We start from the raw sequence: 22,917 nt of genomic DNA, 5'->3' as shown, positions 1-22,917 counted from the left end.
CCGCACACCCCCGGCCCTCAGCCCAGCCAGCGTCCGTCCCGCATCAGGTCCCGGCCGCGCAGCTCGTTCGCCTCCCGCCAGGCCTGGATGCGCCGCGGCCGGATCGAGAAGTACTGGTAGCGCCCGTCCAGCTCGCGCGGATCGAAGCCGGTCCGGGCCGCGAAGGCGTCGCCCGTTTCCGGGCCGAGGTCGGCGATGTCCACCGGCTCCGCGGTGCCGTCGACGATGACGACATCGCGGGTCGGCCCGAGGCTGAGTCGCACCCGGCCGTCCGCCAGCAGGTTGCGGCCCGTGATCGAGGCGCGTGGCGTCGAGATGAGGATCGCGGTCCCGTCCCAGAGGAACGAGAGCGGGACGAGGTGGGCGCCGTCCGAGGCACCGGACGTCGCGACCCACAGGTCGACGTCACTCTCCAGCCTCGTGCGGGTGTCCCGCAGCCTCTCCTCGAGCCCACGCGGCGGCGCGCCTGCCATGCTTCCTCCAGTCACTTCACACGGAGCCCTCCACTCGAGGTGCTCCTATGGTCGTCGCCGGTCCGCCGGGGCCGTGGGCGACGCGGGGGTCACCGCCCCGCGGCGCCCCGGCGGCTCCCGCATACGCCCCGGTGCGGGGCTCCAAGGACCTGCGAGCGTACGGGTGTTCGTCCGTGCTCGGCGGTGACAGTACCCGAACGCACGGCCCGCGCCGCGCCCGGCGCACCTGCCCGGAGACCCGCCTCCGGGGTGCACCGGGCGGTGGTGGCCGGAGCCGCGAGCGGTGGCCCGGCCCCGACCCCGTTCCCGGCGGCCGGTCCCGGACGGCACGCTGCGGCAGCCGTCACGCCGGGTGCGACGCGGCAACCGTCGCCGTCCGGTTCCCGAGGTTCGCCGCCGGCCGCGGCGCACCCGGCGGCTCCCCGGCCGCGGCGCCCGCTGTGTGGCGCAGGTAGGCGTCGGGCGACATGCCGACCAGCTCGGTGAAGCGGCTGCTGAAGACGCCGAGCGAGGAACCGCCCACCGCGGAGCAGACCTCGGGGACACCGAGGTCGCCGCACCGCAGCAGTGCCTGAGCCCGTTCGACCCGGCGTGCCGTCAGGTACCCGTACGGCGATTCGCCGTAGGCCAGCCGGAACTGGCGGCTGAGGTGCCCGGCCGGCATGTCCGCGCCGCGGGCGAGCGCCTCGACGTTCAGCGGCCGCGCGTACTCCCGGTCGATCCGGTCGCGCACGCGGCGCAGCCGCGCGAGGTCACGTCGCCACTGTGCCGCGACGAGCGCGGCCCCCCACGAGGGGTGACACATGGCAGAACTCCTTTCCGGGGCCGGACGGGTCAGCGGAGTTCCTGGATGCGGATCAGGTTGCCCGCGGGGTCGCGGAAGGCGCAGTCCCGGATGCCGTAGGGCTGCTCGGTCGGCTCCTGGACCACCTCGGCGTCGGCCGCCTGCACCTTCTCGAAGGTGCCGTCGAGGTCCGGGGTGGCCAGCAGGATCCATCCGTAGGTGCCCTTCGCCATCATCTCCACGATGGTGCGGCGCTCGTCCTCGGTGACCCCGGGGTCGGCGGCCGGCGGCGCCAGCAGGATGGACGTGCCAGGCTGACCGACGGGGCCGACCGTGATCCAGCGCATCCTGCCCTGACCGACGTCGCTGCGGACCTCGAAGCCGAGGGCGTCGCGGAAGAAGGCCACGGACGCGTCCGGGTCGTCATGCGGGAGGAAGCTCGTGTGAATGGTGATGTCCATGGCGATCATGCTAGGCGCGGCTCCGCGACCCCGGCTTCTCGAAAACTGATCGGTCCGGCCGCCCGCCGCGCCCGGCCGCGCCCCCGCCGACGGGCGCACCGCCCCGGCACCGGCGCGCTCACCGCCCGGCGCTCACCCGGCCGGTGCACCGCCGCCTGGCGCGGGCCGCGCCGCCGCCGGGCACTCGACTGAGTATCCGCACGGAGGCGGGGATGAGTACCCCCCACCATGCCGCGGCCCGGCCGGGCTGCTGGGATGAGACACATGATCGAAAACGACGCGCCGAGAGACGGCGCCACGCGCGACAGTGCCTGGTGGGTGGCCCCTTCCCTCGCTTCCGGGCTCGGCGTGCCGCTCCTCGCCTGGAGTCACGACCTGTTCAGCGGCAGGAGCTACCTCGACGGCGCGAGGCTCACCTGGGAGATCGCGGCGATCCTGCTGGCGGTCGCCTGGCTGCTCCCGCACCGCCCCGCCCTGCGGGACAGCAGGAGGAACGCCGCCTGGGTCGCGGTCGTCCTGGCGGCCTGGCCGCTGCTGCCGCTGGGCATGTGGATCGCGGCGGCGGGTTAGGGCGCCGGTGCCCCTGCCGGGCCGGCGCGGGCGCGCTGCCCGTCACGGTACGGCGGCGGTCCGTACGGCGCGGTGGACGGCGCGGGCGAGGCGGGCGCCCCACAGCGAGCGGGGACCCGCGAAGGCGTGGACCTCACCGCCGGGGCGCGGCGCGTGCGCGGCGACGCACACGGCGTCGGTGGGCGTGCCGGAGCAGTCGAAACCGGCCTCCAGCAGCGCCTGGACCTTCGCTTCGGTGGCCGTCGCCACCGCGTTGACCAGCGCGGCGTCGGTCAGCGCCACCGGGACGGCGACGATGATGTTGACCGTGCCCGGCGGGGCGGGTACCGCCTGGGCCTCGACCGGGGCGGCGGCCGCCCAGCCGCGCACCCCGAGGCCCGCGGTGGCGACCGCGGCCACCCCACCGTCGTGCGCGCGGCCGTGGGCCCGCACGTCGGCGGCCGTCATCAGCCCGACGCCGGCCCCGCCGACGCCGGCCCGACCGGCCAGGTCGGCGAGGTGCCGGTCCGCGTCGGTGCGCCGGTAGCCGTGGGAGACCTGCGCGTTGAGGACCCAGGCGCGCTCGCCGATGCCGCCGCCCAGTACCGCGCTGCTGATCATCCGCCAGCCGGGGCCCGCCCGCCACAGCAGAGCGTGCAGCCGCTCGCCGTCCTCGGTACGGGGCAGCAGCCGCACGGGCAGCGGACCGGTCGCGGGGCGGGCCGGCGGGATGACGGCGGTCACCGGGCGGAACTCCTCGGGGTGCGGGGCCGGCTGGCCGACTGATCGTACGCGCGTCACCGCCGCGGCCCGTCACCGGTCGTCCCTCCGGGCCGCACCCGCCGGGCCACCGGACCGGGTACTCCGGACGGCCGCCGCCGCGGGCGGCACGGGTGCCGAGCCGCGTCCGCGCCGGTTCCGGCCGCTCCCCGCACCTCCGGCGCGCCGGAGGCGCCGGCTTGCGCGTCCGCCGGATGCGCCGGGCCGCCATGGGACAGACTCGTCCATGACGGGCCCTCACGCGGGAGCGCCGGTTCCCCGGCGAGGCGCCCGGTGAGGAGGAACGGTCATGGACATCCCCGGACCCGAACCCCGCGCGGACGGTGGCGTCGCCGCGCTCGCGGCGGCCGGCGGACTGCACACCTACCAGTTGCGGCTGCACGCCGCCTACGGACCCGTCGTCAGGTTCCAGCTCCCGGGCGCGGGGGAGGCCGTGTCGGTCGCGGACCCGGTACTGCTGGAGGCCACGGTCGGCATCGACCGGCGGCCGGAGCGCCTGTTCGCCTTCCTGGATCCGCTCTTCGAGGCGGGAAACCTCCAGGCGATGCCGGCCGGCGAACACACCCCGTGGCGGCGCCAGGTTCTGTCGGCACTGGCCGGACGGCCTTCCCACGAGCGGCATCTCCCCCGGTTCACCGAGCTGGCGACGGCCCTCGCCGACCGCTGGGACGAACAGGCCGACCACGGACCCGTCGGGCTGCAGAAGGACCTCACCACGCTGTCGCTGCGGATGATCTGCGGCTACGCGCTCGGCGGCGACACGGCGGACCCGGACCGTGTGGTCGCCGCGTTCGAGGCGGTCCTCACCGAACACCTGGGCCGGCTCCACCAGGACCCGCCCTCCGATCCGCCGGGGACATCGGCCGGGCGGGCGGAGGAGGCCCTCGCCCACCTGCGCGCGACGGTCGACCGGGTGGTCCGGGCACACCGCTCCGGCGGTCGCGCCGGCAGCAGCGACCTGATCGGTGCGCTCGTCGAGGCCGGTGCGTCGCCGGCCCGGATCCGCGACACCGTCATGGCGATGATGCTGGCCGCGCACCACACGACAGGGGTGGCCGTCTCGTGGACCCTGCACCTGCTGGGGGGCCACCCCGAGGTGGCCGATCGGGTCGCCGGCGAGTTGGACCGGGTGCTCGGTGACCGTGCGGCGCCCGACTACGCGGACCTGCGGCGGCTCCGGTACCTGGAGATGACCCTCAAGGAGTCGATGCGGCTCTACCCGCCCGGCCCCTACGGAGCACGCGAGACGACCGGGCCGCTCACCGTGGGCGACTACGAGATCCCCGCCGGAACGACGATCCTCTACCCGTTCTGGGCGATCCACATGAATCCCGACCACTGGCCCGAACCGGAGGAGTTCCGCCCCGAGCGGTTCACCCCCGAGGAAACCGCCCGGCGACCGAGGCTCGCCTACGTCCCCTTCGGTATCGGCCCGCGCAGTTGTGAGGGCGCCGCGCTGGCCATGGTCGAGGCGGAGCTGGTCCTGGCCGTCCTGCTCAAACGCTTCCGGTTCCGGCCGGCACCGGGACACCGGGTGACGCCGGTCGAACGGTTCGTCCTCTGGGCGGCCGACGACATCCGTATGACCGTGCACCGGCGGACCGCGAACCAGGACCGCGGCGACGCTCCCGGGCGGCGGCCCGCCGCCGGTTGAGGCGCCGGCCCGGCCCGGGCTGCGCCCCCGGGTCCACCGACTGCCGCACTGCCCGCGGTCCGCCCGGGCCGGCTGCCGCCACCCGGCCCTCCCCTTCGGCGCCCTGGTCCGGGCCGGCGGAGCGCGGCCGCCGCCCACCCGTCGGCGCGGGGCCGGCCCGGCCGGCGGCGGCCACGGGCCACCCGCGGCTCGTCGTCCCACCCGGGCGCGGAGCCGCCTCAGGTCACAGCATCGCTTCATCCGCGCCGATCCGCTGCGCTCGGCTCGGTGGGTGTCTAGAGTGCCGCGGTAAGGGTGGTTTGCGCCGGTGGGCGGGCCGGCCGTACGGGGGCGGGGGCGTACTGATGAGCGGTACGGAGTCAGTCCGGGACGAGGACGCCGGAAGATGGGCGGAGCGGCTGCGGGACCGGCTGCTCGCCCCGATCGGCGCGGTGTTCGCCGGCAGCCCGGAAGCGGTGGAACAGACGGTCATCTGCGCGCTCGCCGGCGGGCACGTGCTGATCGAGGGACAGCCCGGAAGCGGCAAGACGACCCTGGCGCAGGCGCTCGCCCGGGCGATGGCGGGCACCTACCGGCGCATCCAGTTCACCCCGGACCTGCTGCCCGCCGAGGTCACCGGCTTCGCCGTGCCGGACGGAACGCCCGGCGGCCTGCGGTTCCGGGAAGGCCCCCTGTTCGCCAACGTCGTGGTGGCCGACGAGATCAACCGCGCCTCCCCCAAGACGCAGTCGGCGCTGCTGGAGGCCATGGAGGAGCGGCAGGTGACGGTGGACGGCGAAACCCGGCCGCTGCCGGAGCCGTTCCTGCTCGCCGCCACCCAGAACCCGGTCGAACTGCAGGGCACCTACCCCCTCCCCGAGGCGCAGCTCGACCGCTTCCTGATGCGGGTGGTGGTCGGCGACCCCGACGAGGCCACCGAGTGCGAGATCGCCGCCGGACGCATCGGCAGAGCGGCCGACGTGCGCCCCATGATGACCCGCGCCGAACTCGTCGCCGCGCTCCGCGCGTTCGCCGCCGTACCCGCCTCCGCGGCGCTGACCGCCTACGCGGTGCGGCTCGCCAGGGCCACCCGGACCCACCCCGACGTGTCCCGGGGGGTGAGCGTCCGGGCCACCGCGGCGCTGGTCCGCGCGGCGCGGGCCCGGGTCATGCTCGCCGGACGCCGCTTCCCGGTGGCGGACGACGTGCAGGCGCTGGCGGTGCCGGTCCTCGCGCACCGGATGGTGGTCCGGCCCGGGGCCGGACGGGAACCCGCCGAGGTGGTCGCCGAACTCGTCCGGCGGGTGCGGGTGCCCGAACGCACGGCGGTGCGGTGATGGACCGGCCCACCGGACGGACCACGGCCCCGGACGGGCCCGGGGGCGGACGCCGGTCAGGACGCCGCGGCGCCGCCACGGACCGGACCACCGTCCGGCTCACCACCCGCGGACGATGGCTGCTGGGCCTGTCCGCCACCGCGCTGGTCGACGCCCTGATCCTGCGGCAGCACCTGCTGGCCGGCCTCGGCACGGCGGGGCTGGCCGCCTGCGCGGCGGCGCTGCTCGGCGCGCCCCGCCGCACGCCGCTGGACATCGTGCGCGCCCCGCTGTCGCCCACCCCGGCCGTGCGCGGCCGGCGGGTGGAGACCGGCTACCGGGTGCGGCCCGCCTCCCGCGCGGCGGACGCCACGGTGGTGCGCGAACGCTGGTGCGGCACCCCCGGCGGCGCGGAGGAGTGGACGGTCGAGGTCTCCGGCACGACGGGCCGGGCCCTGTCCCCGCCGCTGGGCAGGGGCGCCTGGCAGGCGGGCCCGCTCATGCTGGAATGGCGGGACCCCACGCGGCTGGCCCGCGCCCGGGCACGGACCGGGGCGGGCGCCCGGCTGATGGTCCACCCGGTCGTCGTCGAGGACCTGCCCTGGCCCCGCGAGGTGGCCGGGGAGCTCTCCGGGACCACCCGCTGCGCCGATCCCGAGGACGTCTTCGAATTCCATGCTTTGCGGCCCCGTCAGCCGGGTGAGGACCTGCGCCGGGTGCACTGGCCCGCGTCGCTGCGGACCGGTGCCCTGCAGATCCGGCAGAGTTCCCCGGCGGCCGGCGGAGGCACCGCGGTGCTGCTGGACCTGGCCCCCGCGCACACCCGAGCGGACCGGGAACTGCTGGAGCTGGCGGTGGACTGCGCGGCGAGCCTGGCGGTCGCCGCGCTCCGGGCCGGCTCGCCGGTCGCACTGTGGCACCCCGCGCTGACCGGCGGGCCGGTGGTGTGCCCCCCCGGCGCGGCCGGGCGCCGGACGGTACTCGACGAGCTCTCCACGGCGGCGCCCCCGGCCGCCCGGCGCGACGCGCGGCCGCCCGCCCCGACACTGGCGGCAGCGGTCCGGGCCCTGGCCACGGGACCGCGCGCGGCACTGGCGGCGGTGTGCACCAACCGCGACCTGGGCGCCGCGGAACCCGGTCTCGACTGGCCGGCCGACCGGTTCCGCTGGGTGGCGGTGATCCGGGCCGCCGCCGACGGCGGCACCGGGGCCTTCGCGCCTGCCGGGCGGATCCGGTACGGGCAGGTCGGCCGTCCGGCGGAGCTGCCGCCGCTGATGCTCTCCCTGGCCCCATGAGCGGGCCCGGGGCTGCCGTGGCCGCCGCGGCGGCCGCCGCATGCCTGGTGGGGCTGCTGCTGCTCACCGGGCGCCGCGGCCGGCCCGGGCACCGGCGCGGGCCGACCGCCGTGGTGGTGGCGGCCGTCGCGCTGACCGGTGCCGCCGGGGCACTGCTCCCGCTGCCGGCCCGGACGGCACAGCGCCCCGGCCCTGCTCCGGCGTCCCCCGCGGTGGAGCAGGACCCGCTGCACCGGCTCACCCGCCCGGCGCGGCACGGCGACGCCGAGGTCTTCCGGGCGACCCTCACCGGGCCGCCGCAACACCGCCCACCGGTCTGGCCGCTGCTGGCCTACCAGGAATTCTCCGACGACCGGGGCTGGTCGGCGGAGCCCGTCCCGGGCCCGGCTCCGGGTCCCGGAACCGGGCCTGCGGGGTACCGGGTCACCGTCACCCTCGCCCGCCCGGCGCGCCTGCTGCCGCACCCTTGGGGGGCGGTCCCGGCCGGCGGCCTCCGGTGGGACCCGCGCCACGAAGCGCTGTACGCGCCCTCGGCGGTCACGCGGTACGAGCTGACCGCCCCCGTCCGGCTGCCGCCCTCGCGCGCCCGGCTCCGCGCCGCCGCGCCGGTCCCCGCCGTCGGCCCGGTGCCCCGCTGCGCCGCCCGCGCGCTGGAGGGCCTGCGCCGGGACGCGCTGCGTGCCGGGCCCGCCCCGGCGGACCGGCTGGAGCGGCTGCGGACCCGGCTCGCCTCAACCCCCTACCGGTACCGTCCGTCGGCCGGAACGGGGACCGACTGCGCGGCCGTGCGGCGCCTGCTGACGCGGCTTCAGGGCAACAGCGCGCAGTACGCGACCGCGTTCGCCCTGACCGCGCGGCTGCTGGGGGTCTCCAGCCGGGTCGTGGTGGGGTACCGGCCCCGGCACGCCCCGGCCCACGGCGTGCTCACGGCCACCGAGCGGGACGCGCTGGCCTGGCCGCAGGTGCGGTACGCCGGACTCGGCTGGACGGACCACCTGCCGCTGCCCGGCCAGGCCGGACGGCCCGCCGCGGACCGGCCGACCGAAGCCGTCACCGACCCCCGGCCGGACCGGTCCGCCGGCGACCCCTCCGCTCCGTCGCCCGGTCTTCCGTGGTACGCCCGCCTACTGATCCTCCTCGCCCCCCTGCTGCTGTGGCCGGTCCTGGCCGGGGTGGTGCGGTCGGTCCGCCGGCGGCCCCGCGGCGGCCGCCGGGCCCCCGCCGACCGGCGTGTCCTCGCTGCCTGGCAGGGCGTCGTCCGGGTGGCCGAAGCGGGGCGGCCCGGGCCGGGCGGGATGACGGCCGCCCGGACGGCACGGGACGCCGGGCCGCCCCCGATGGTCGCGCTCGCCGGGCTGACCGAGCGCGCGCTGTACCACGAGGTGGACGACGACGACGCCCGGCGCGCCGTCCGGCTGGCGGCACGCTGCCGCCGGGAGTTGCGCGCACGCCGTCTCCGGGCCGCGGTCGGGCGAGCACTGCCGCCGGGCGCCCGGCGGTGACGGGGCCCGGGACGGGCGCCGGCCGGCCGGGCCGGGGCGCCGGCGGCGGTCAGCAGCTGGGGCCGAGGGTGACCGTGACCTTGTCCAGCAGTGTGCTGCGGGCGGGGACCGTGATGGTCACGCCGGGCCGCCACCTCTCGGCTTCCTTCGCTCCGCCGGGGTCGAGCCAGTACACCGAGAGCTCCGTGGGTCCGTATTCGTGGCACGTCCGGAAGACGGAGAGGTTCTTCTGCCAGGTCGTGGCGGTGAAGCGGTCGGCGTGTTTGCGCTCCACCGGGTACTGCCCGTAGAGCGGTTCGTCCGCCAGCGGTGTCCCCGCGCCGTTGGTGAGGATCCTGGAGACGATCCAGATCCGCCCCTGGGAACCGTCGCCGGCGGGGTACCGGGGCACCGCGAGGGTGACGGTGGGGTACGGCGCGGTGGCGGAACCGCCGTCGCAGGGCGCGATGAAGGCGGCGCGGAAGCCGTGCGCCGCCTTCGCGGACCCGCAGGGCTTCTCCGCCGCCGGCGGGGTGCCGGACGGTGCGGGGCCGACCGTCGACGGGTCCGGCGTCGCCGGCCCGCCGGGCCGGGTGGCGGGCGTGGGTCCGGCGGCCCCGTCGTCACTGCCGCCGCCCCCGCCGGTCAGCCAGGGAGTGAAGGCCGTCACCAGGGCGGCGAAGGCGGTGGCGATGGCGACGCCGCTGCCGATCGCGACGGTCCAGCCGACCCGCCGGGATCTCGCCCGGCCCGGCTCCTCCTCGGCGGCGGAGTCGTCGTCCGCGCGGTCCTCGCCGGCGGGTTCCGGGGTTCCGGAAGCGGTGCTCATGGCGTCTCCTTCGCGGCGGGCCGGATCCGGCGCTCGTGACGGTGCGCCCGAGGCGCCCTCGGTCAGCGGCAGGCGTCCTGCCGGGTCACGTTGACGTGGTCCATCAGGACACTGTCCGCCGGGATGCGTACCGGTGTGGACTGACGCCACTCCCGTTCCGCGAACTCCAGGCCGGCGGGCGACAGCAGGTAGATCCGCAACTGGACCCGGGTGCGGTCGGCCAGCGGCGCGCACCGCGAACCGACGATCACGTTGTTCCGCCAGACGTCCGGGCGGCCGGTCTCCTCCGACGTCCCGGGGCCCAGTACCAGCGGGTGGAACGCCGAGAAGGTGTAGGGCTCCGGCAGCCGCCGGCCGGTGGCGTCGGTGAGCACGGTGCCGGTGATCACGAACGCCCCCTGCTCCCGGGTCGGATACACCGGCACCGCCAGCCGGACCGGCACCAGTTGCGGGACCCGTGCGCCCTCGCAGGGCGCGGTGAAGCCGATCCGCAACCCCTGCCCCGGCCGTGCGTGTCCGCAGTGGTCCGGCCCGGGCGCGGAGGGCCCGGAGGTGGGGGAGGTCGGAGTGGTGGTGGGGCCCGGTGCCGACGGGCCCGGTGCCGAGGTGGCCGGCCCCGAGGGGGCCGGGCCGCGCGAGGACGGGCCGGTGGTCGCCGGGGAGGTGGACGCGGAGGACGGCGGCCGGCCGGACCCGCGGCCTGGTGTGGAGGAGGGCGGCGCACTGCCGGGGCCGGTGCGGTGTGCGGGCGTCGGGGAGCCGGTGGACCGTGACGCCGGGGGCGAAGCGGTGCCGGACGGTGCGGACCGCCGCGGTGAGGCGGCGGCCGGCGCCGCGTCGGTGGACGCTCCGACGGTCGGCTTCGCGCGCGGTGCGGGCGCGGCGCCCGCTCCGTCGCGGACCAGGGACAGTCCGGTGGTCCGGGCGGGCGCTTCGCCGGACGCCCAGGGCGCCACGGCCATCGCCGCCGCCACTCCGAGGGTGCACACGGCGCCGATCAACACAGGGGAACTTCTGGCAGGTCTCATGGCCCTCCGCGCCCAACCCCGCGCGGAAGTACGGCAATTGGCGCACTTCAGCCTATCCGAAGACGCACTGCGAGGAGAGGGGGCAGACGGTACTACCATCGGGTAATGCGGCGAACAGGGACAGAGGTGGCCGCGGTCCGGGCGTAACTCGCACGCCGCTTCGGGGGTTGTCGTCTGCTGGGCGGGGCTGGGCGGGGCTGGGCGGGGCTGGGCGGGGCTGGGCGGGGCGGGCCGGGTGGGAGCCGGGCGCCGGGCCGGGTGGGAGCCGGGCCGCGCCGGGCCGGGCGGTGGCGCGGGGTCGGCCGTTCCGGAGAGGCGCCCGCGCCGCGCGGCCTGCCGCCTGGGGCCGGTGGCCGCCGCGGCCGCCGCCGTCTTCCGGTGCCCGGCCGACGCGGGTTGCGCCCGGCACCGCCCCCGGGCCGGGGCCTCCCTCCGGGCCGGTGCTTGGCCCGGCCGGGGAAGCCCCGGCCCCGTGCCGGTGCTTGGCCCGGCCCAGGGAGCCCCCGGCCCGTGTGTGTGCCCGGCCCCGTGCCGGTGGGCTAATCGGCGGCCAGGGCCTCCCGCATGGCCTTGGCGCTGGTGGCGGCGTCGTAGCCCTCGGGCACCCCGTCGATCAGGATGATGTTGCCCTCGATGTGCCGCGAGCGCAGCGGCGCGATCTCCTGGTAGGCGGGCGAGTCCCACCAGGTCCGCGCCTCCTCGATGCCGGGGAAGCCGATCATCACCACGCTCCCGGGCCAACTGCCCTCCTTCACCTCGTGCTGTGTGACGTGCACCAGGAAACGGCCGCCGTACGGCTCGAAGGTGGTGGGGAGCCGCTCGATGTACTCGGCGATCTCCGGGTGCGGGGCGGCGTCCTGCAGATGCGCGATGACGTAGGCCGGCAAGGGGTTCCTCCGGTCGGTTCGGGCTCGGTACGCGGTGATCGTGTCATCCGCCGGCACCGGAATCGATGACCTGGCAGGTAATCGACCGGCCCGCGGCATGTACCTGCCGCCCGGGAACGGGCCCCGGACGACCGCAGGGAACCGCCTCGTGGTCGACTGTGCGCGGCGTGAGGGAGGCGTGGTGACCTTCCAGGACCACATGCGCCGGGCGCGCTCCGGCGGCCGGCTCGCCGGCGTCCTGGGGCGCCCGGTGCCGATCGCGCTCTTCGACATGTACCGCGCCGGCGAGGAACTGGCCCTCACCATGGCGGCCAACCCGGCCGAGGTGGTGGCGGACTACGTCGCCTGGCACCGCGACGAGGAACCGCCCCCGCTCCGCCCGGCGTGAGGCGCGCCCCCGCCGGGCGGGCCCGCGGCCCCGCGCCGGCGGCGGAACCCGGCGTCCGGCGCCGGCGGCCGCGGGGGACCGGGCGGCCCGGTCAGTCCGCCTTCGCCTGCGTGCGCCGGGCGTAGGCGCGGGCTGCCCGGGCCCGGTCGCCGCAGCGGGTGGAGCACCAGTGGCGGCGCCCGTGGCGCAGCAGATAGCGGTTGCACGGTGCGGAGTCGCAGCCGGTCAGGCGGTCGGCGTCGGGCCCGGTGAGGAGGTCGGCGGCATCGGCCGCGAGGGTCGCGAGCGCCCTGTCCAGGATCTCGTTGGTGGGGCACGGTGTCGCGCGGTAGGGGCCGTTCCGCTCGTCCCAGTACAGCAGGGCGGCCGTGGGGGCCCTGCTCAGCGCGTCGTTGACGGCTGACAGTGCCGCGGGCAGGGCGGGCACCCGGGCGACGCGGGCGGCGAACAGCACCCTGAGGTGTTCGCGCAGGGAGCGCAGCTGCGCCGCGCACATCTCCTGGACCCCGGCGTCGTCCGGTGCGAGGCCGTGCCCGGTGAGCCACCGGTTGGTGGCCGCCGGGGTGCCGAGGAGGTCGATGAAGTGCCCGCCGGGCAGCGCGACGGCGCTGTTGACGAAGTCGAGGGCGAGGTGGTCCTCCGCCCCCGGCGCGGGCGGGGGGACGGATCCGGCGGTTGGGGTCTCGCTCATGCCTCTCATGCTACGGCTTGCGCTCATCCGTGAGAGACCCCTATCGTCCATCACGGATGAACCGACATCTATCCGTGAGGTATTGATGACTGCCACCAGCACGGCCACCGGCCGGATCCCGGTCCGCGTCCTCGGCGGCCCGACCGCCCTCTTCGAGTACGGCGGCCTGCGATTCCTGACCGACCCCACCTTCGACGCGCCCCGCGTCTACCCCGTGCCGGGCGGCCGGCTGACCAAGACGGCGCCCTCCTCCGTCACGCCGGCCGACCTCGGCCCGATCGACGTGGTGCTGCTCTCCCACGACGAACACCCCGACAACCTCGACGAATCCGGCCGGACACTGCTCGCGGACGTCCCGCTGACCCTGACCACCCCCGGAGGAGGGCGGCGACTGGGCGCGGGGGCCAGAGGGCTGGCCGACTGGGAGTCGGTGGAACTGGCGACCCCGGACGGCGGCGCCGTCACCGTCACCGGCGTACCCGCCGTGCACGGGCCGGGCCCGCGCGAGGAGGTCGAACCGATCACCGGCCAGGTCGTCGGATTCATCCTGACCGGGGAGGGCCTGCCCACGGTCTACGTCAGCGGTGACAACGCCTCGCTCGCCCTGGTCGGGGAGATCGCCGACCGGTTCGGCCCGGTGGACACCGCCATCCTGTTCGCCGGGGCCCCGCGCTTCACCGTCCTCTTCGGCGGCGAACCGATCGTCTTGGACAGCGCACAGGCCGCCGAAGCGGCCCGGATCCTCGGCGCCCGCCGGGTGGTCCCCGTCCACTACGACAGCTGGGCGCACTTCACCGAAGGTCGCGACGACCTCGTCGCCGCCTTCACCCGGGCCGGGCTGCTCGACCGCCTGGACCTGGGGGACCGGGGCTGACCCCGCGGCCGGGGCAGGCCGGACGCCCGCCGGCGCCCGCGCGGGACCGCTTCCGCCCGCGGCCTGCCCGGACTTGGCTCGCCACCGCGGCGCCCGCGCGTGGGGACGACCGGGTCCGGCCCGTGCCACCGCCCGGCCGGGGCGCCGGGCCGAGCGGCCGACGAGGCGTCAACCGCGGGCGCGGAGATAGGCGTCCAGTTCGGCGGCCCCGGCCAGCATCGCGCGGCCCCGGCCGGACAGCCGGCCGTGCCAGTCGCGCAGGGCGGCCTCCAGCGGCTCCAGTCCGCCGGCCGCCCGCACCTGGGCGATCAGCGGCGCGATCTGCTCCAGCAGGTAGCCACCGCGCCGCAGTTGGCCGGTCAGCCGGGCGTCCCGCACGTCGGCGTCGTCGTAGACGCGGTATCCGGTCAGCGGGTCGCGGCGCGGGCGCACCAGCCCGGCGCGCTCCCAGGCGCGCAGCGTCGCCGGCCGGATCCCGAGCTTCCCCGCCAGCGGCCCGATGAACGTGCCGCCGGACCCGGGCTCCGCGACCGGCCCGGGCTCCGCGACGGGCTCCAGATCGCGCAGGGCGCTCTCCACGGCCCGCAGGGTCCGCCGGTCCTCCAGCAGTTGGGCGTGACTCTCGTCGATGAGGCGGAACGCCTCGTCGACCGCCCCCTGGTGCACGGCGCACATGATCGCCGACGCCGTCCGGTGGCCATGGCCCGGCACCAGGGCGAGGAACGCGCGCAACGCCCCCGCGTGCAGCGGGGTGTAGGTGCGGTAGCCGTGGGGAGTGCGACCGGCCGGCGGCAGGATGCCGGCTTCCTCGTAGTTCCTGACCGCCTGGGTGGACAGGCCGTGCCCGCGTGCCAGATCGATCGGCCTGAGCCGCTCACCGTTTCGAAGGTTTCGCCGCATGATCCCGCCGATATCGCGAAAAAGTTTCAACCGAAGCTTCAACGATAGCGTTGAAGGCATGGCTACCGACACCAAGGACACCGTCCATGCCGTCGAGGCTGCCGCCGTCATGCGGCTGCTCCCGGCCCGGCCCCGGCTGCTCGCCCTGGGCGAGCCGACCCACGGCGAGGACACCCTGCTCGACCTGCGCAACGAGCTCTTCCGGGAACTCGTCGAGCAGCAGGGCTACCGCACGATCGCGATCGAGAGCGACTGCATGGCGGGCCTCGCCGTGGACGACCACGTCACATCGGGCACGGGCACCCTCGACGAGGTCATGGCGCACGGGTTCAGCCACGGCTGGGGCGCCTCCGCGGCCAACCGCGAACTGGTCCGCTGGATGCGCACCTACAACGACGGCCGGCCCGCGTCCGAGCGGCTCCGCTTCGTCGGCTTCGACGGCCCGCTGGAGATCACCGGAGCGGCGAGTCCCCGGCAGGCCCTCACCGCACTCCACGGCTACCTCGCGGCCCGCCTGGACGCGGACCTGCTCCCCTGCGCCGCGGAGACGCTCGACCGCCTGCTCGGCACCGACGACCGGTGGACCGATCCGGCCGCGATGACGGACCCGGCCCGGTCCGTGGGCCGGTCGGCCGAAGCCGCGGAACTGCGGGTGCTCGCCGACGACCTGGTCGCGTTGCTCGACGCGCACGCACCCCAGCTGGGCACGGCGGCCTCGCCGGACGACGGGGACCGGGCGCGGCTGTACGGACGCACCGCCACCGGCCTGCTGCGCTACCACTACTGGATGGCCGACAGCTCACCGGCCCGGCTGAACCGGCTGGTGGGCCTGCGCGACCTGATGATGGCGCACAACCTGCTCGCCGTCGCCGCGCGGGGCCCGGCCTTCGTCCACGCCCACAACTCCCATCTCCAGCGGGAGAAGAGCACGATGCGGATGGGCGGGCAGCGGCTGGCGTGGTGGAGCGCCGGTGCACTGGTGAACGCCCGGCTCGGTGCGGACTACGCCTTCGTGGCGACGGCCCTCGGCACGATCCGCCACCAGGGAGTGGACACCCCGCCGCCGGACACCGTCGAAGGGCTCCTGTACGCGCTTCCCGAGGACCGCTGCCTCGTCGACGCCCCACGGCTGGCCACCGCCCTCGGCGGCGCGCCCCCCGCCCCTCGCGTGTCGCCCTACTTCGGCTACGCCCCGCTCGACCCGGCACACCTGGCCGCCTGCGACGGGATCGTGTTCGTCAAGGACCTCCCCGGACAGCACGGCGGGGACGTGCCCGGCACATGACGCCCCGCCGGTGAACCGCCCTCGACCGCCGTACGGGACCGCCGCGAGCCGGGGCGGGCGAGGGCCCCTGACGCGAGGACGTCATGCTCGACTTCGGCATCGCGGGCTACCGGCCGGCGTGGTCGGACGGCCCGAGCACCGACCCTCCCGGCCCGAACCGGCAGTCCCGCCCGTTGCGTCGACGCAGGCGGAGTCCGGGCGCCGAGCCGGTTCCCCGGAGGCCGGTTGACGCACCATCCGTCATGCGATCCCGGCATGCCAGCCCTGCAGGATATGCGCTGGTCGGATGGGTGGAAACAGGCGAGGATGGTCGGCATGCATGAGAAGGCGGACATCACCCACATCCCCGAGCCCGAGGGCGTCGTCCCCGGCACCGGCTACACCCACGTCGTCACCGGCACCGGCCGGCTGATCGCGGTCTCCGGGCAGATCGCCCTCGACGGCGACGGCAATCTGGTGGGCGAAGGTGACCCGGAAGCGCAGGCCCGGCAGGTCTTCGAGAACCTGCGGCGCTGCCTCGCGGCGGCGGGCGTCGGCTTCGACGAGGTCATCAAGCTCACCTACTTCGTCACCGACATCGGATACCTGCCCGCCGTCCGCAGGGCGCGCGACGAGTTCGTGGACGTCAAACGGCCGCCGGCCAGCAGCGCCGTGCAGGTCGCCGGGCTGTTCCGGCCCGATCTGCTGCTGGAGGTCGAGGCGCTCGCCGTCGCTCCATAGGCCCTGCGCCCCGCCGCCGTCCCGCACGGACCGGCGACCGGGCGGCGGCGGCCCGACGCGGCCGCCGCCGGAGCGGGGTGGCCGGTGACCGCCGGCCGGAGCCGGCCGCCTCCGACAATGTTCCCCCGGTCGGGCCGGTCGGCCCCACCAGGGGAACACCCGGCGACGGGCGGTTCACCGCCCGGTGGACAGCCTGACCGTCTTCTTGGCCAGTTCCAGCGTGGGAAGCATCTCCTGGTGTTCCTCGGTGTCCAGGCCGCCGAGCTGGAACAGGACCGGCCCCTCCGGCGTGGCCAGAGCCACGGCGGTCTGCTTCCTGGTCTCCTCCATCAGCTTGCTGTACAGCGTGTAGACGACCTCGGTGGCGGGCAGGCCGGCGTCGCCGACCTTGATGTCCCGGTAGGCGGTCTGCCGTAGCTCGTCGATCTCGTCGGCCAGGTACTCCTCGAGGACCGTGCGGGGGCTCGCACCCGCTGCCGACTTCGGCCCCGTCCACACCTTCAGGAAGCCGATGTTCCCGGCGGGCTTGGCGTCGATCTCGCAGACCAGCCGTACCCCGCCCCGCTGGAGGAGCTTGTTGAAGCCATGGTCCTCCTGGCCGGCCGGGATCGGCTCGACGGCCTTCGGCTTCCAGGACTTCGCCGGTTCGAACGTCACCGGCAGGACGCACGGCGACCCTTCGCCGCCGACCTGCCGGGCGGCGGAGGCGGCGGCCTTCTTGCCGTTCCGGCCGCTGTTCTTGCTGCCACTGCCACTGCTGTCGTCGTCGCTCGACGAGGAACAGCCGGTGGCCGCGCCGAGCACCGCGGCCGCGAGGGCCGCCACCAGTACCGCGCTCGATCTGCCGAAATGGCGCATGCCGTACATGTAAGGTAATCCCGCTCTTGAGTTTGAAAAATTCGCCGCAGCATACAACGAACGGGTGTTCAGCGGGCGGACGGGGCTTTCACCAGGCGGCGCCGGTGGCCGGCCCGGTGACGTTCATTCGGACGTGCCCGGTGCGGTCCGGGCTTCGAACTACCTTTGCCTGGCCGGGATCTCCTCGTTCCCTTTGCGCTCCAGCAGGGCGTGCCGGTGGAACGACTCGTGTCGTCGTATCCCGAGGGTCACGGCCGCGCCGACGGCGACCGACAAAGAGCCGGACAGGGCGACGACCTCGTTCGAACGGCTGTGAGCCGGCCCGCCGGGGCTCACCCTTGCGGGCCGACCGCAGGAGGCGGATGTCCGAGTCGGCCACCGGGGTTGCCGGGGCAGGTACGGAAAGAGGTGGCGGAGGTGGGCGCCGGCATGACGCAGCCGGCGGGCCCCGGAGGTGAAGCCGAGTATCGCCTGCACCATCGCCGGCGTTGGCAGCTCGGCGTCGCTGAGCTGCGGAACGATGCCCACGGCCGGACGCTGCGGGGCGCATTGGCGGCGTGTCCTTCAGCAGGTCGTCGGTCTTCACAACGAACGCCGTGCACCGTACGTGCGTTGTGCGCGTCATGCGGGAAGTCCACCGCACCCGCGCTGCAACGCCGACGGATGTAGCGTATGACTTAATGATCACTTTCCAGCTCGGCGTCGAGGACCTGGCGGACACCCGGTTCGCCCTCTCACCCCTGCACGAGACGGTGTGCAGCCTGCGGGTGCTGCGGGAACCCGGACTGTCCGCACTGCACCTGCCGTGGCGCAGAGCGGTCCTCGGCCGACTCGGCGCGCTCGACACCGGCCTGCTGATGTCCCTGGTCGCGGTGCGCCGCACCCTCCCCGACTTCGTGACCCCGCGGCCGCGGGTCTTCGCGCCGGCCTTCGACGAGGAACTCGCCCTGGTCCGTCGTACGCCCCCCGACCTGGTCCGCCGGGACCTGCTGGCCACCCACGCACCGGATCCGCTGCCGGACGCGCTGCGGGACGCGGCCGGGACCGACCAGGCCGTGACGGCTCTGCGCGACGCCATCTGCGACCTGCTGCGGGACTACTGGGAAGTGGCGGTCAAGCCGGCGTGGCCGCGGATGCGGCTGCTGCTGGAAGCCGACATGACCTACCGCGCGCGACAACTGGCCATGGGCGGTGCCCGCCTGCTCTTCGCGGACATGCACCCGAACCTGCGCTGGCAGGACGGCATGCTGCACATCGACCGGATGATCGGCAGGCACCGGGTCGCGGCGTCCGGGCGGGGGCTGCTGCTCGTGCCGTCCGTCTTCGCCCACAAGCCCGCGCCGCCGGTCAGCCCGGACGAGCCCCCCGCGCTGGCGTACCCCAGCCGCGGGGTGGCGACCCTGTGGGCCCCGGCGCCCGCGGCTGACCCGGCCGCCCTGGTATCCCTGCTGGGCAAGTCCAGGGCAAGGCTGCTCGGCCTCCTCGAAGAGCCGTTGCCCACCGTCGAGATCGCCCGCCGCCTCAAGGTCACCCCCAGCGCCGTCTCCCAGCACCTGCGCGTGCTGCACGCCACCGGACTGCTCACCCGGGCCCGCGACGGTCGTCGGGTGCTGTACCGCCGCAGTCCGCTCGGCGACCGACTGACCGGGTGACACCGGACCGGCCGCGACGCCGCCCCGGCCGGGGCCGTCCCGGTGGTCGGCCGGCCAACGGGCAGGGGGGACGCGGGCCCGGGGCGAGTCGGACGGCACGGGCGCGAGCGGTCCGGCCGGGGCGGGGCGCGATGCAGGAGAGCGGCGAGACGCACGTCACACGGGTTCGTGTCACAACCGGCCGGGCTACGCCGTCATAGGTGTGCAACCGTCGGAACAACGCAAGGGAGCACGCCATGGAAGCGCGCCTGAACCCGTTCACCAACCCGGTCATCGGCAAGGTCTTCAAGCACCTCATCGCCGCGGGGAAGGAACTGGCGGACTCCACCCTGCCGGTCTCGACCCAGGAACTGGTGAAGCTCCGGGCCAGCCAGATCAACGGCTGCGGATTCTGCACGGACATGCACTTCAAGGACGCCGTGCAGGCCGGAGAGTCCCCGGAGCGCCTCAACCTGGTCGCGGCCTGGCGGGAGGCCACGGTGTTCACCGAGGCCGAGCGCGCCGCCCTGGAGCTGACCGAGGAGGCCACCCGCATCGCCGACGCGGCCGGCGGCGTCCCGGACGAGGTCTGGGACAACGCCGCCAAGCACTACGACGAGGACCAGCTCGGTGCTCTGGTGGGGGTCATCACCGTCATCAACGCCTTCAACCGCGGGAACGTGATGCTTCGGACGCCCGCCGGTGACTACCGGCCCGGCCAGTTCCACTGACCGGCGGGCCGTCCGGGGCGGGGGCGCCGGCCCAGCCCCGCCCCGGACCCGGCGCCTGCGGCGCGGCGGCGAACGGCTCGCCGCCGCGCCGCCGGCCGGGCCGGAGGATCGGCGGCTGAGCCCGCGCCAAGCCGGCCGGAGGCCGGGTCCTTGCCGCCGCGGTGGTGAAATTCCCTGCCGCGCCGGCCGGATTGAGGGAGACTCGCCCCCATGACGGACATGGGGGCGTTCCAGGAGGCGGTCACCGCGTGGGCGGCCGGCGGCCCCGGCGATCCCGCGCGCGAACTGGCCTCGCGGCTGCCCGTTCGCACGGTGGTCCTGCTCGAAGGGGCGAGCGACGTAGCGGCGGTCAGCGCGCTGGCCGCGCGCCGGGGCCGGAACCTGGCGGCCGAAGGGGTGTGCGTCCTGTCCATGGGCGGCGCGATGAACATCGCACGCTTCGCCGCCCTGCTCGGGCCGCCCGGACTGGGCCTGCGCCTCGCCGGACTGTGCGACGAGGCGGAGCGCTCCTACTACACCCGCGGCTTCGAGCGGGCCGGTGCGGCGCGGCAGGAGTTCTTCGTCTGCGCGGCTGACCTGGAAGACGAACTCATCCGCGCGCTGGGCGTCCCACGGGTGGCGGACCTCGTCCGGGCGGAGGGCGAACTGCGCGCCCTGCAGACGTTCCTGCGCCAGCCGGCGCAGCGCGGGCGGACCGCACAGCAGCAGGTGCGGCGCTTCCTCGGCACCAAGAAGGGACGCAAGATCCACTACGGTCGCGTCCTGGTCGAGGCACTCGACCCCGACCGTGTGCCGGCGCCGCTCGACGACCTGCTCACCAGCCTCTGACCGCCCGTCGACCAGCGGCCCCGCATCACGCGCACCGCCGCCGACCGGACCGCCGCCGGCCTGCTCCACATGATCGACAAGGGCCCCGAGCAGCGGATATCCGCCCTCCCGGGGCCACTCGGTCCGCAGCGCGCCCGCATCCTCTCGGGCTTCTTCAGCCGGGCGGGCAACGGGCTGTTCGACACCGCCGCGGTGCTCTACTTCACGCTGGTCGTGCAACTGCCCGCCGCACAGGTCGGTGCCGGCCTCACCATCGCCGGGCCGACGGGGCTGCTGGCGGGGATCCCGGCGGGGAACCCCCTTGATGGCCCTGACCGCGGACATGCCGGCCTGAATCGCGCCGGGGCCCGCCATCCTCGCCGTCTGCGTGCACAGCCCGGAGGGGTAGGGGAGCCCTCGGCCGGCTTCGTCCTCGGCTTCGGTCTCGCCCCCGACCACGCCCAGGGGCGGTACCAGGGCTTCCTCGACATCGGCTTCGACGCCGGGCAGGCACTGGCTCCGGTGATCCTCACCGGAGCCGTCCTCGGCCGCGGAGACGCGGGCTGGCTGCTGCTCGCGCGTTCTTCGCGGCCTTGGGGGCGGCAGTGGAGAGACGGTTTGGCGGCCGCCGCCGCCGTCTTCGCAGGTGTGGAGGCGCCTCGTATGCTGACCCCGTGGAGCGGGGAAAACTGATCGCGGACCGTTACGAGCTGATCGGCCGTCTGGGCCGGGGTGGTATGGGCGAGGTGTGGGCCGCGCGGGATCGCGTGCTCCACCGTGAGGTCGCGCTCAAGCTGCTGGATCTCGACGGGATTACCCAGGCTGACCTGCCCCGGCGGTTCGAGCGCGAGGCGGTCGCCGCTGCCCAGATCGTCCACCCCAACGTCGCCGCCCTGTACGACCGGGGCATCCACGACGACGTGTTGTTCCTGGTCATGGAGAAGGTCGACGGCGAGACGCTCGCAGAGCGGCTCCGGGCTGAGACTCCTTTCCCCCTGACGCGTGCCGCGGCCATCGCCGGCAGCGTCTGCGCCGCGCTGGAGGCCGCCCACCGGGCCCAGGTCATCCATTACGACATCAAGCCCCACAACGTCATCGTCACCGGCGACGGGCTGGTGAAGGTCATCGACTTCGGGATCGCCGGGTTCCTCCAGGCCGCGTTCACCGTGGCGCGCTCCTCCCAACTGACCCCGGCCGGAACGCCGGAGTTCGGCGCACCGGAGCAGTTCCTCACGGAACGCGGCGACGAACGCTCCGACCTGTACGCACTCGGTGGGATGCTCTTCGCGATGCTCGCCGGCCGGCCGCCCTTCACCGGGCACAACAGCATCGCGGTCGTGCGGCGCAAACTCGACGAGGAGGCCCCGCCCCTCGACGCGTTCCGCCCCGGCCTGCCGCCGGAGGTGACCGCGCTCGTCGCCGAACTACTGGAGCGCGACCCCGACCGGCGCCCCCAGTCGGCACAGCAGGTCCAGCAGCGACTTCAGGCCCTCCTGACGTCGTGCGCGGCAGCGGAAGCCCCCACCGCGACGATGCCCCCGCCCCCGCGCACCCGCCGGATGGACGACACCCGACAGGCGCCTCGGCCGCCCTCTCCCGACTCCTGGAACCGCGCCTCCACCGACGAGACGCCGTTCACCGCGGACGCCCTGCTCCCGCGGCGGTTCACCAACGACCTGGACATCGAGTTCGCCCGGATCGCCGAGGACACCCGCCTCTCCCGTGAAGCGGGCCCCAGCGACCTGGCCGGGGAACTCGCGCGCCGTGACTGTACCGAAGTGATCGTCGGCGTCTACGTGGAGCAGCCCGGCCCCCACGCCACGCCCGAGAACCCCGTCCACGTCTCCGTCCAGGTCTTCGCGTTCCCCGACTGGGCGACGGCCCGGGACGCGCACGGGGACCTGGGCGACGGGGGCGGGGCCTGGCGCCTCACCATCTGGAGCGCCCGCGACGGGGGCGGCCTCGCCCCCTGTCCCGACAAGGTCCGCCGCAGCTTGCGATATCGGTACACCCGGAGAGTCAACCGCTACCTGACCGTGGCGTTGGCCTACCGTGCCGACCTCACCAACGACGGCTCCATCAGGCCCTGGCTCGCCGCAGCTGCCCGCAGGGCCGCGTTCTCCGCCGGGCCGCAGAACCACCACGGCGTCTAAAGGGTGTTGCATAAGGTCGGGCTCGGGCAGGCCGGAGTTGTGCTTGACCTGCTGTTTCACCCGGTCAGGGCGAGGTTGTGCATGGTGGCAACGGCTTGGACGGCGTGGTGGAGGCCGTCGCCCCTCTGGCGGCAGTCGCGGAGGATCTTCCAGTTCTTCATGCGGGCGAAGGTGTGCTCGACGCGGGCACGGACCCGGCGGTGTTCGGCGTTGTCCTCCTCCTGGCCGCGCAGGAGGGGGCGTCCGGCTCTCCTCCGGTGCGGGACGATCAGGCCGGTGCCCAGGTAGGCGCCGTCCGCGATCACCGTCGTCCCGGCCGCCGCGGCCGGCAGGTCCGACTCCCGCCAGACGTGGGCATCGGCC

25 protein-coding genes are annotated in these 22,917 nt (G+C 75.4%); 14 read left to right on the top strand and 11 right to left on the bottom strand.

Features of this window, described 5'->3' with window-relative positions:
• Positions 1–17: 17 nt before the first annotated feature.
• The 3 genes from ACH4B3_RS21930 to ACH4B3_RS21920 form a co-directional block, all read right to left on the bottom strand.
• A complete protein-coding gene (locus tag ACH4B3_RS21930; RefSeq protein ID WP_398465086.1) occupies positions 18–473 on the bottom strand; it encodes a pyridoxamine 5'-phosphate oxidase family protein in 456 nt (151 codons plus the stop codon).
• Between the two features lie 343 nt (positions 474–816).
• Positions 817–1,278, bottom strand: coding sequence for a helix-turn-helix transcriptional regulator (locus ACH4B3_RS21925; RefSeq protein WP_398465084.1), 462 nt, complete (start codon positions 1,276–1,278; stop codon positions 817–819).
• A 29-nt stretch (positions 1,279–1,307) separates the two neighbouring features.
• The gene (locus ACH4B3_RS21920) at positions 1,308–1,718 is read right to left on the bottom strand and encodes a VOC family protein (RefSeq protein ID WP_398465082.1); all 411 of its coding nucleotides are present in this window, start codon (positions 1,716–1,718) and stop codon (positions 1,308–1,310) included.
• A gap of 264 nt (positions 1,719–1,982) precedes the next feature.
• On the opposite strand from ACH4B3_RS21920, the gene ACH4B3_RS21915 reads away from it, so the two are divergent.
• Entirely contained in the window at positions 1,983–2,288 is a 306-nt protein-coding gene (locus ACH4B3_RS21915) for a hypothetical protein (RefSeq protein ID WP_398465081.1), read from the top strand.
• A gap of 42 nt (positions 2,289–2,330) precedes the next feature.
• On the opposite strand, the gene ACH4B3_RS21910 is transcribed toward ACH4B3_RS21915, so the two are convergent.
• Entirely contained in the window at positions 2,331–3,011 is a 681-nt protein-coding gene (locus ACH4B3_RS21910; RefSeq protein ID WP_398465079.1) for an adenosylcobinamide amidohydrolase, read from the bottom strand.
• 325 nt (positions 3,012–3,336) lie between these two features.
• On the opposite strand from ACH4B3_RS21910, the gene ACH4B3_RS21905 reads away from it, so the two are divergent.
• From ACH4B3_RS21905 to ACH4B3_RS21890, 4 genes are all read left to right on the top strand, one after another.
• Entirely contained in the window at positions 3,337–4,701 is a 1,365-nt protein-coding gene (locus ACH4B3_RS21905) for a cytochrome P450 (RefSeq protein ID WP_398465077.1), read from the top strand.
• A 344-nt stretch (positions 4,702–5,045) separates the two neighbouring features.
• Entirely contained in the window at positions 5,046–6,017 is a 972-nt protein-coding gene (locus tag ACH4B3_RS21900; protein ID WP_398465075.1) for an AAA family ATPase, read from the top strand.
• Positions 6,017–7,291, top strand: a complete 1,275-nt coding sequence (locus ACH4B3_RS21895; protein WP_398465073.1) for a DUF58 domain-containing protein — start codon at positions 6,017–6,019, stop codon at positions 7,289–7,291. Before ACH4B3_RS21900 ends, ACH4B3_RS21895 begins: the two co-directional genes overlap by 1 nt.
• Positions 7,288–8,793: a transglutaminase domain-containing protein gene (locus ACH4B3_RS21890; RefSeq protein ID WP_398465071.1), complete on the top strand. Its 1,506-nt coding sequence runs from the start codon at positions 7,288–7,290 to the stop codon at positions 8,791–8,793. Before ACH4B3_RS21895 ends, ACH4B3_RS21890 begins: the two co-directional genes overlap by 4 nt.
• A 49-nt stretch (positions 8,794–8,842) precedes the next feature.
• Here the strand turns inward: ACH4B3_RS21890 and ACH4B3_RS21885 are convergent, their stop codons facing one another.
• The 3 genes from ACH4B3_RS21885 to ACH4B3_RS21875 all read right to left on the bottom strand — a co-directional run bounded on the left by ACH4B3_RS21885 (position 8,843) and on the right by ACH4B3_RS21875 (position 11,516).
• On the bottom strand, positions 8,843–9,601 hold the full coding sequence (locus ACH4B3_RS21885) for a hypothetical protein (RefSeq protein WP_398465069.1): 759 nt from the start codon (positions 9,599–9,601) through the stop codon (positions 8,843–8,845).
• Positions 9,602–9,663: 62 nt separating this feature from the next.
• Complete coding sequence (locus tag ACH4B3_RS21880) at positions 9,664–10,095, bottom strand: hypothetical protein (protein ID WP_398465067.1); 432 nt, start codon at positions 10,093–10,095, stop codon at positions 9,664–9,666.
• A gap of 1,073 nt (positions 10,096–11,168) precedes the next feature.
• Positions 11,169–11,516 (bottom strand): DUF1330 domain-containing protein, encoded by a 348-nt coding sequence (locus ACH4B3_RS21875; protein WP_398465065.1) that lies wholly within the window; start codon positions 11,514–11,516, stop codon positions 11,169–11,171.
• Between the two features lie 181 nt (positions 11,517–11,697).
• Between ACH4B3_RS21875 and ACH4B3_RS21870 the strand changes: the two genes are divergently transcribed.
• Complete coding sequence (locus ACH4B3_RS21870) at positions 11,698–11,904, top strand: hypothetical protein (RefSeq protein ID WP_398465063.1); 207 nt, start codon at positions 11,698–11,700, stop codon at positions 11,902–11,904.
• 91 nt (positions 11,905–11,995) lie between these two features.
• Here the strand turns inward: ACH4B3_RS21870 and ACH4B3_RS21865 are convergent, their stop codons facing one another.
• On the bottom strand, positions 11,996–12,595 hold the full coding sequence (locus ACH4B3_RS21865; protein WP_398465061.1) for a CGNR zinc finger domain-containing protein: 600 nt from the start codon (positions 12,593–12,595) through the stop codon (positions 11,996–11,998).
• Between the two features lie 85 nt (positions 12,596–12,680).
• Here ACH4B3_RS21865 and ACH4B3_RS21860 point away from each other — a divergent pair, with 85 nt between their 5' ends.
• Complete coding sequence (locus ACH4B3_RS21860) at positions 12,681–13,469, top strand: MBL fold metallo-hydrolase (protein ID WP_398465059.1); 789 nt, start codon at positions 12,681–12,683, stop codon at positions 13,467–13,469.
• A 168-nt stretch (positions 13,470–13,637) separates the two neighbouring features.
• Here the strand turns inward: ACH4B3_RS21860 and ACH4B3_RS21855 are convergent, their stop codons facing one another.
• The gene (locus ACH4B3_RS21855) at positions 13,638–14,369 is read right to left on the bottom strand and encodes a TioE family transcriptional regulator (protein ID WP_398465057.1); all 732 of its coding nucleotides are present in this window, start codon (positions 14,367–14,369) and stop codon (positions 13,638–13,640) included.
• Positions 14,370–14,427: 58 nt separating this feature from the next.
• Here ACH4B3_RS21855 and ACH4B3_RS21850 point away from each other — a divergent pair, with 58 nt between their 5' ends.
• Both ACH4B3_RS21850 and ACH4B3_RS21845 read left to right on the top strand, forming a co-directional pair.
• Entirely contained in the window at positions 14,428–15,654 is a 1,227-nt protein-coding gene (locus tag ACH4B3_RS21850; RefSeq protein ID WP_398465055.1) for an erythromycin esterase family protein, read from the top strand.
• A gap of 315 nt (positions 15,655–15,969) precedes the next feature.
• A complete protein-coding gene (locus tag ACH4B3_RS21845; RefSeq protein ID WP_398465053.1) occupies positions 15,970–16,374 on the top strand; it encodes a RidA family protein in 405 nt (134 codons plus the stop codon).
• 174 nt (positions 16,375–16,548) lie between these two features.
• Here the strand turns inward: ACH4B3_RS21845 and ACH4B3_RS21840 are convergent, their stop codons facing one another.
• Positions 16,549–17,232 carry a lipoprotein gene (locus tag ACH4B3_RS21840; RefSeq protein WP_398465051.1) on the bottom strand — a complete coding sequence of 228 codons (684 nt, stop codon included), beginning with the start codon at positions 17,230–17,232 and terminating at the stop codon, positions 16,549–16,551.
• A 680-nt stretch (positions 17,233–17,912) separates the two neighbouring features.
• On the opposite strand from ACH4B3_RS21840, the gene ACH4B3_RS21835 reads away from it, so the two are divergent.
• From ACH4B3_RS21835 to ACH4B3_RS21815, 5 genes are all read left to right on the top strand, one after another.
• Entirely contained in the window at positions 17,913–18,884 is a 972-nt protein-coding gene (locus tag ACH4B3_RS21835) for a helix-turn-helix domain-containing protein (RefSeq protein WP_398465049.1), read from the top strand.
• A 236-nt stretch (positions 18,885–19,120) separates the two neighbouring features.
• Positions 19,121–19,594 (top strand): carboxymuconolactone decarboxylase family protein, encoded by a 474-nt coding sequence (locus ACH4B3_RS21830; RefSeq protein ID WP_398465047.1) that lies wholly within the window; start codon positions 19,121–19,123, stop codon positions 19,592–19,594.
• 210 nt (positions 19,595–19,804) lie between these two features.
• Positions 19,805–20,422 carry a TOPRIM nucleotidyl transferase/hydrolase domain-containing protein gene (locus ACH4B3_RS21825; protein WP_398465045.1) on the top strand — a complete coding sequence of 206 codons (618 nt, stop codon included), beginning with the start codon at positions 19,805–19,807 and terminating at the stop codon, positions 20,420–20,422.
• Positions 20,423–20,491: 69 nt separating this feature from the next.
• Positions 20,492–21,094, top strand: a complete 603-nt coding sequence (locus ACH4B3_RS21820) for a hypothetical protein (RefSeq protein ID WP_398465043.1) — start codon at positions 20,492–20,494, stop codon at positions 21,092–21,094.
• Positions 21,076–22,554: a serine/threonine-protein kinase gene (locus tag ACH4B3_RS21815; RefSeq protein ID WP_398465041.1), complete on the top strand. Its 1,479-nt coding sequence runs from the start codon at positions 21,076–21,078 to the stop codon at positions 22,552–22,554. Before ACH4B3_RS21820 ends, ACH4B3_RS21815 begins: the two co-directional genes overlap by 19 nt.
• Before the next feature lie 56 nt (positions 22,555–22,610).
• On the opposite strand, the gene ACH4B3_RS21810 is transcribed toward ACH4B3_RS21815, so the two are convergent.
• On the bottom strand, positions 22,611–22,917 hold a 307-nt coding region (locus tag ACH4B3_RS21810; RefSeq protein ID WP_398465039.1), incomplete at its 5' end, for a transposase family protein.

The sequence above is a fragment of the Streptomyces sp. NPDC018031 genome, from assembly GCF_044327625.1.
Taxonomy (GTDB): domain Bacteria; phylum Actinomycetota; class Actinomycetes; order Streptomycetales; family Streptomycetaceae; genus Streptomyces.
The sequence above is the reverse complement of the archived record's forward strand: the minus strand, read 5'-3'. Positions and strand labels throughout refer to the sequence as shown.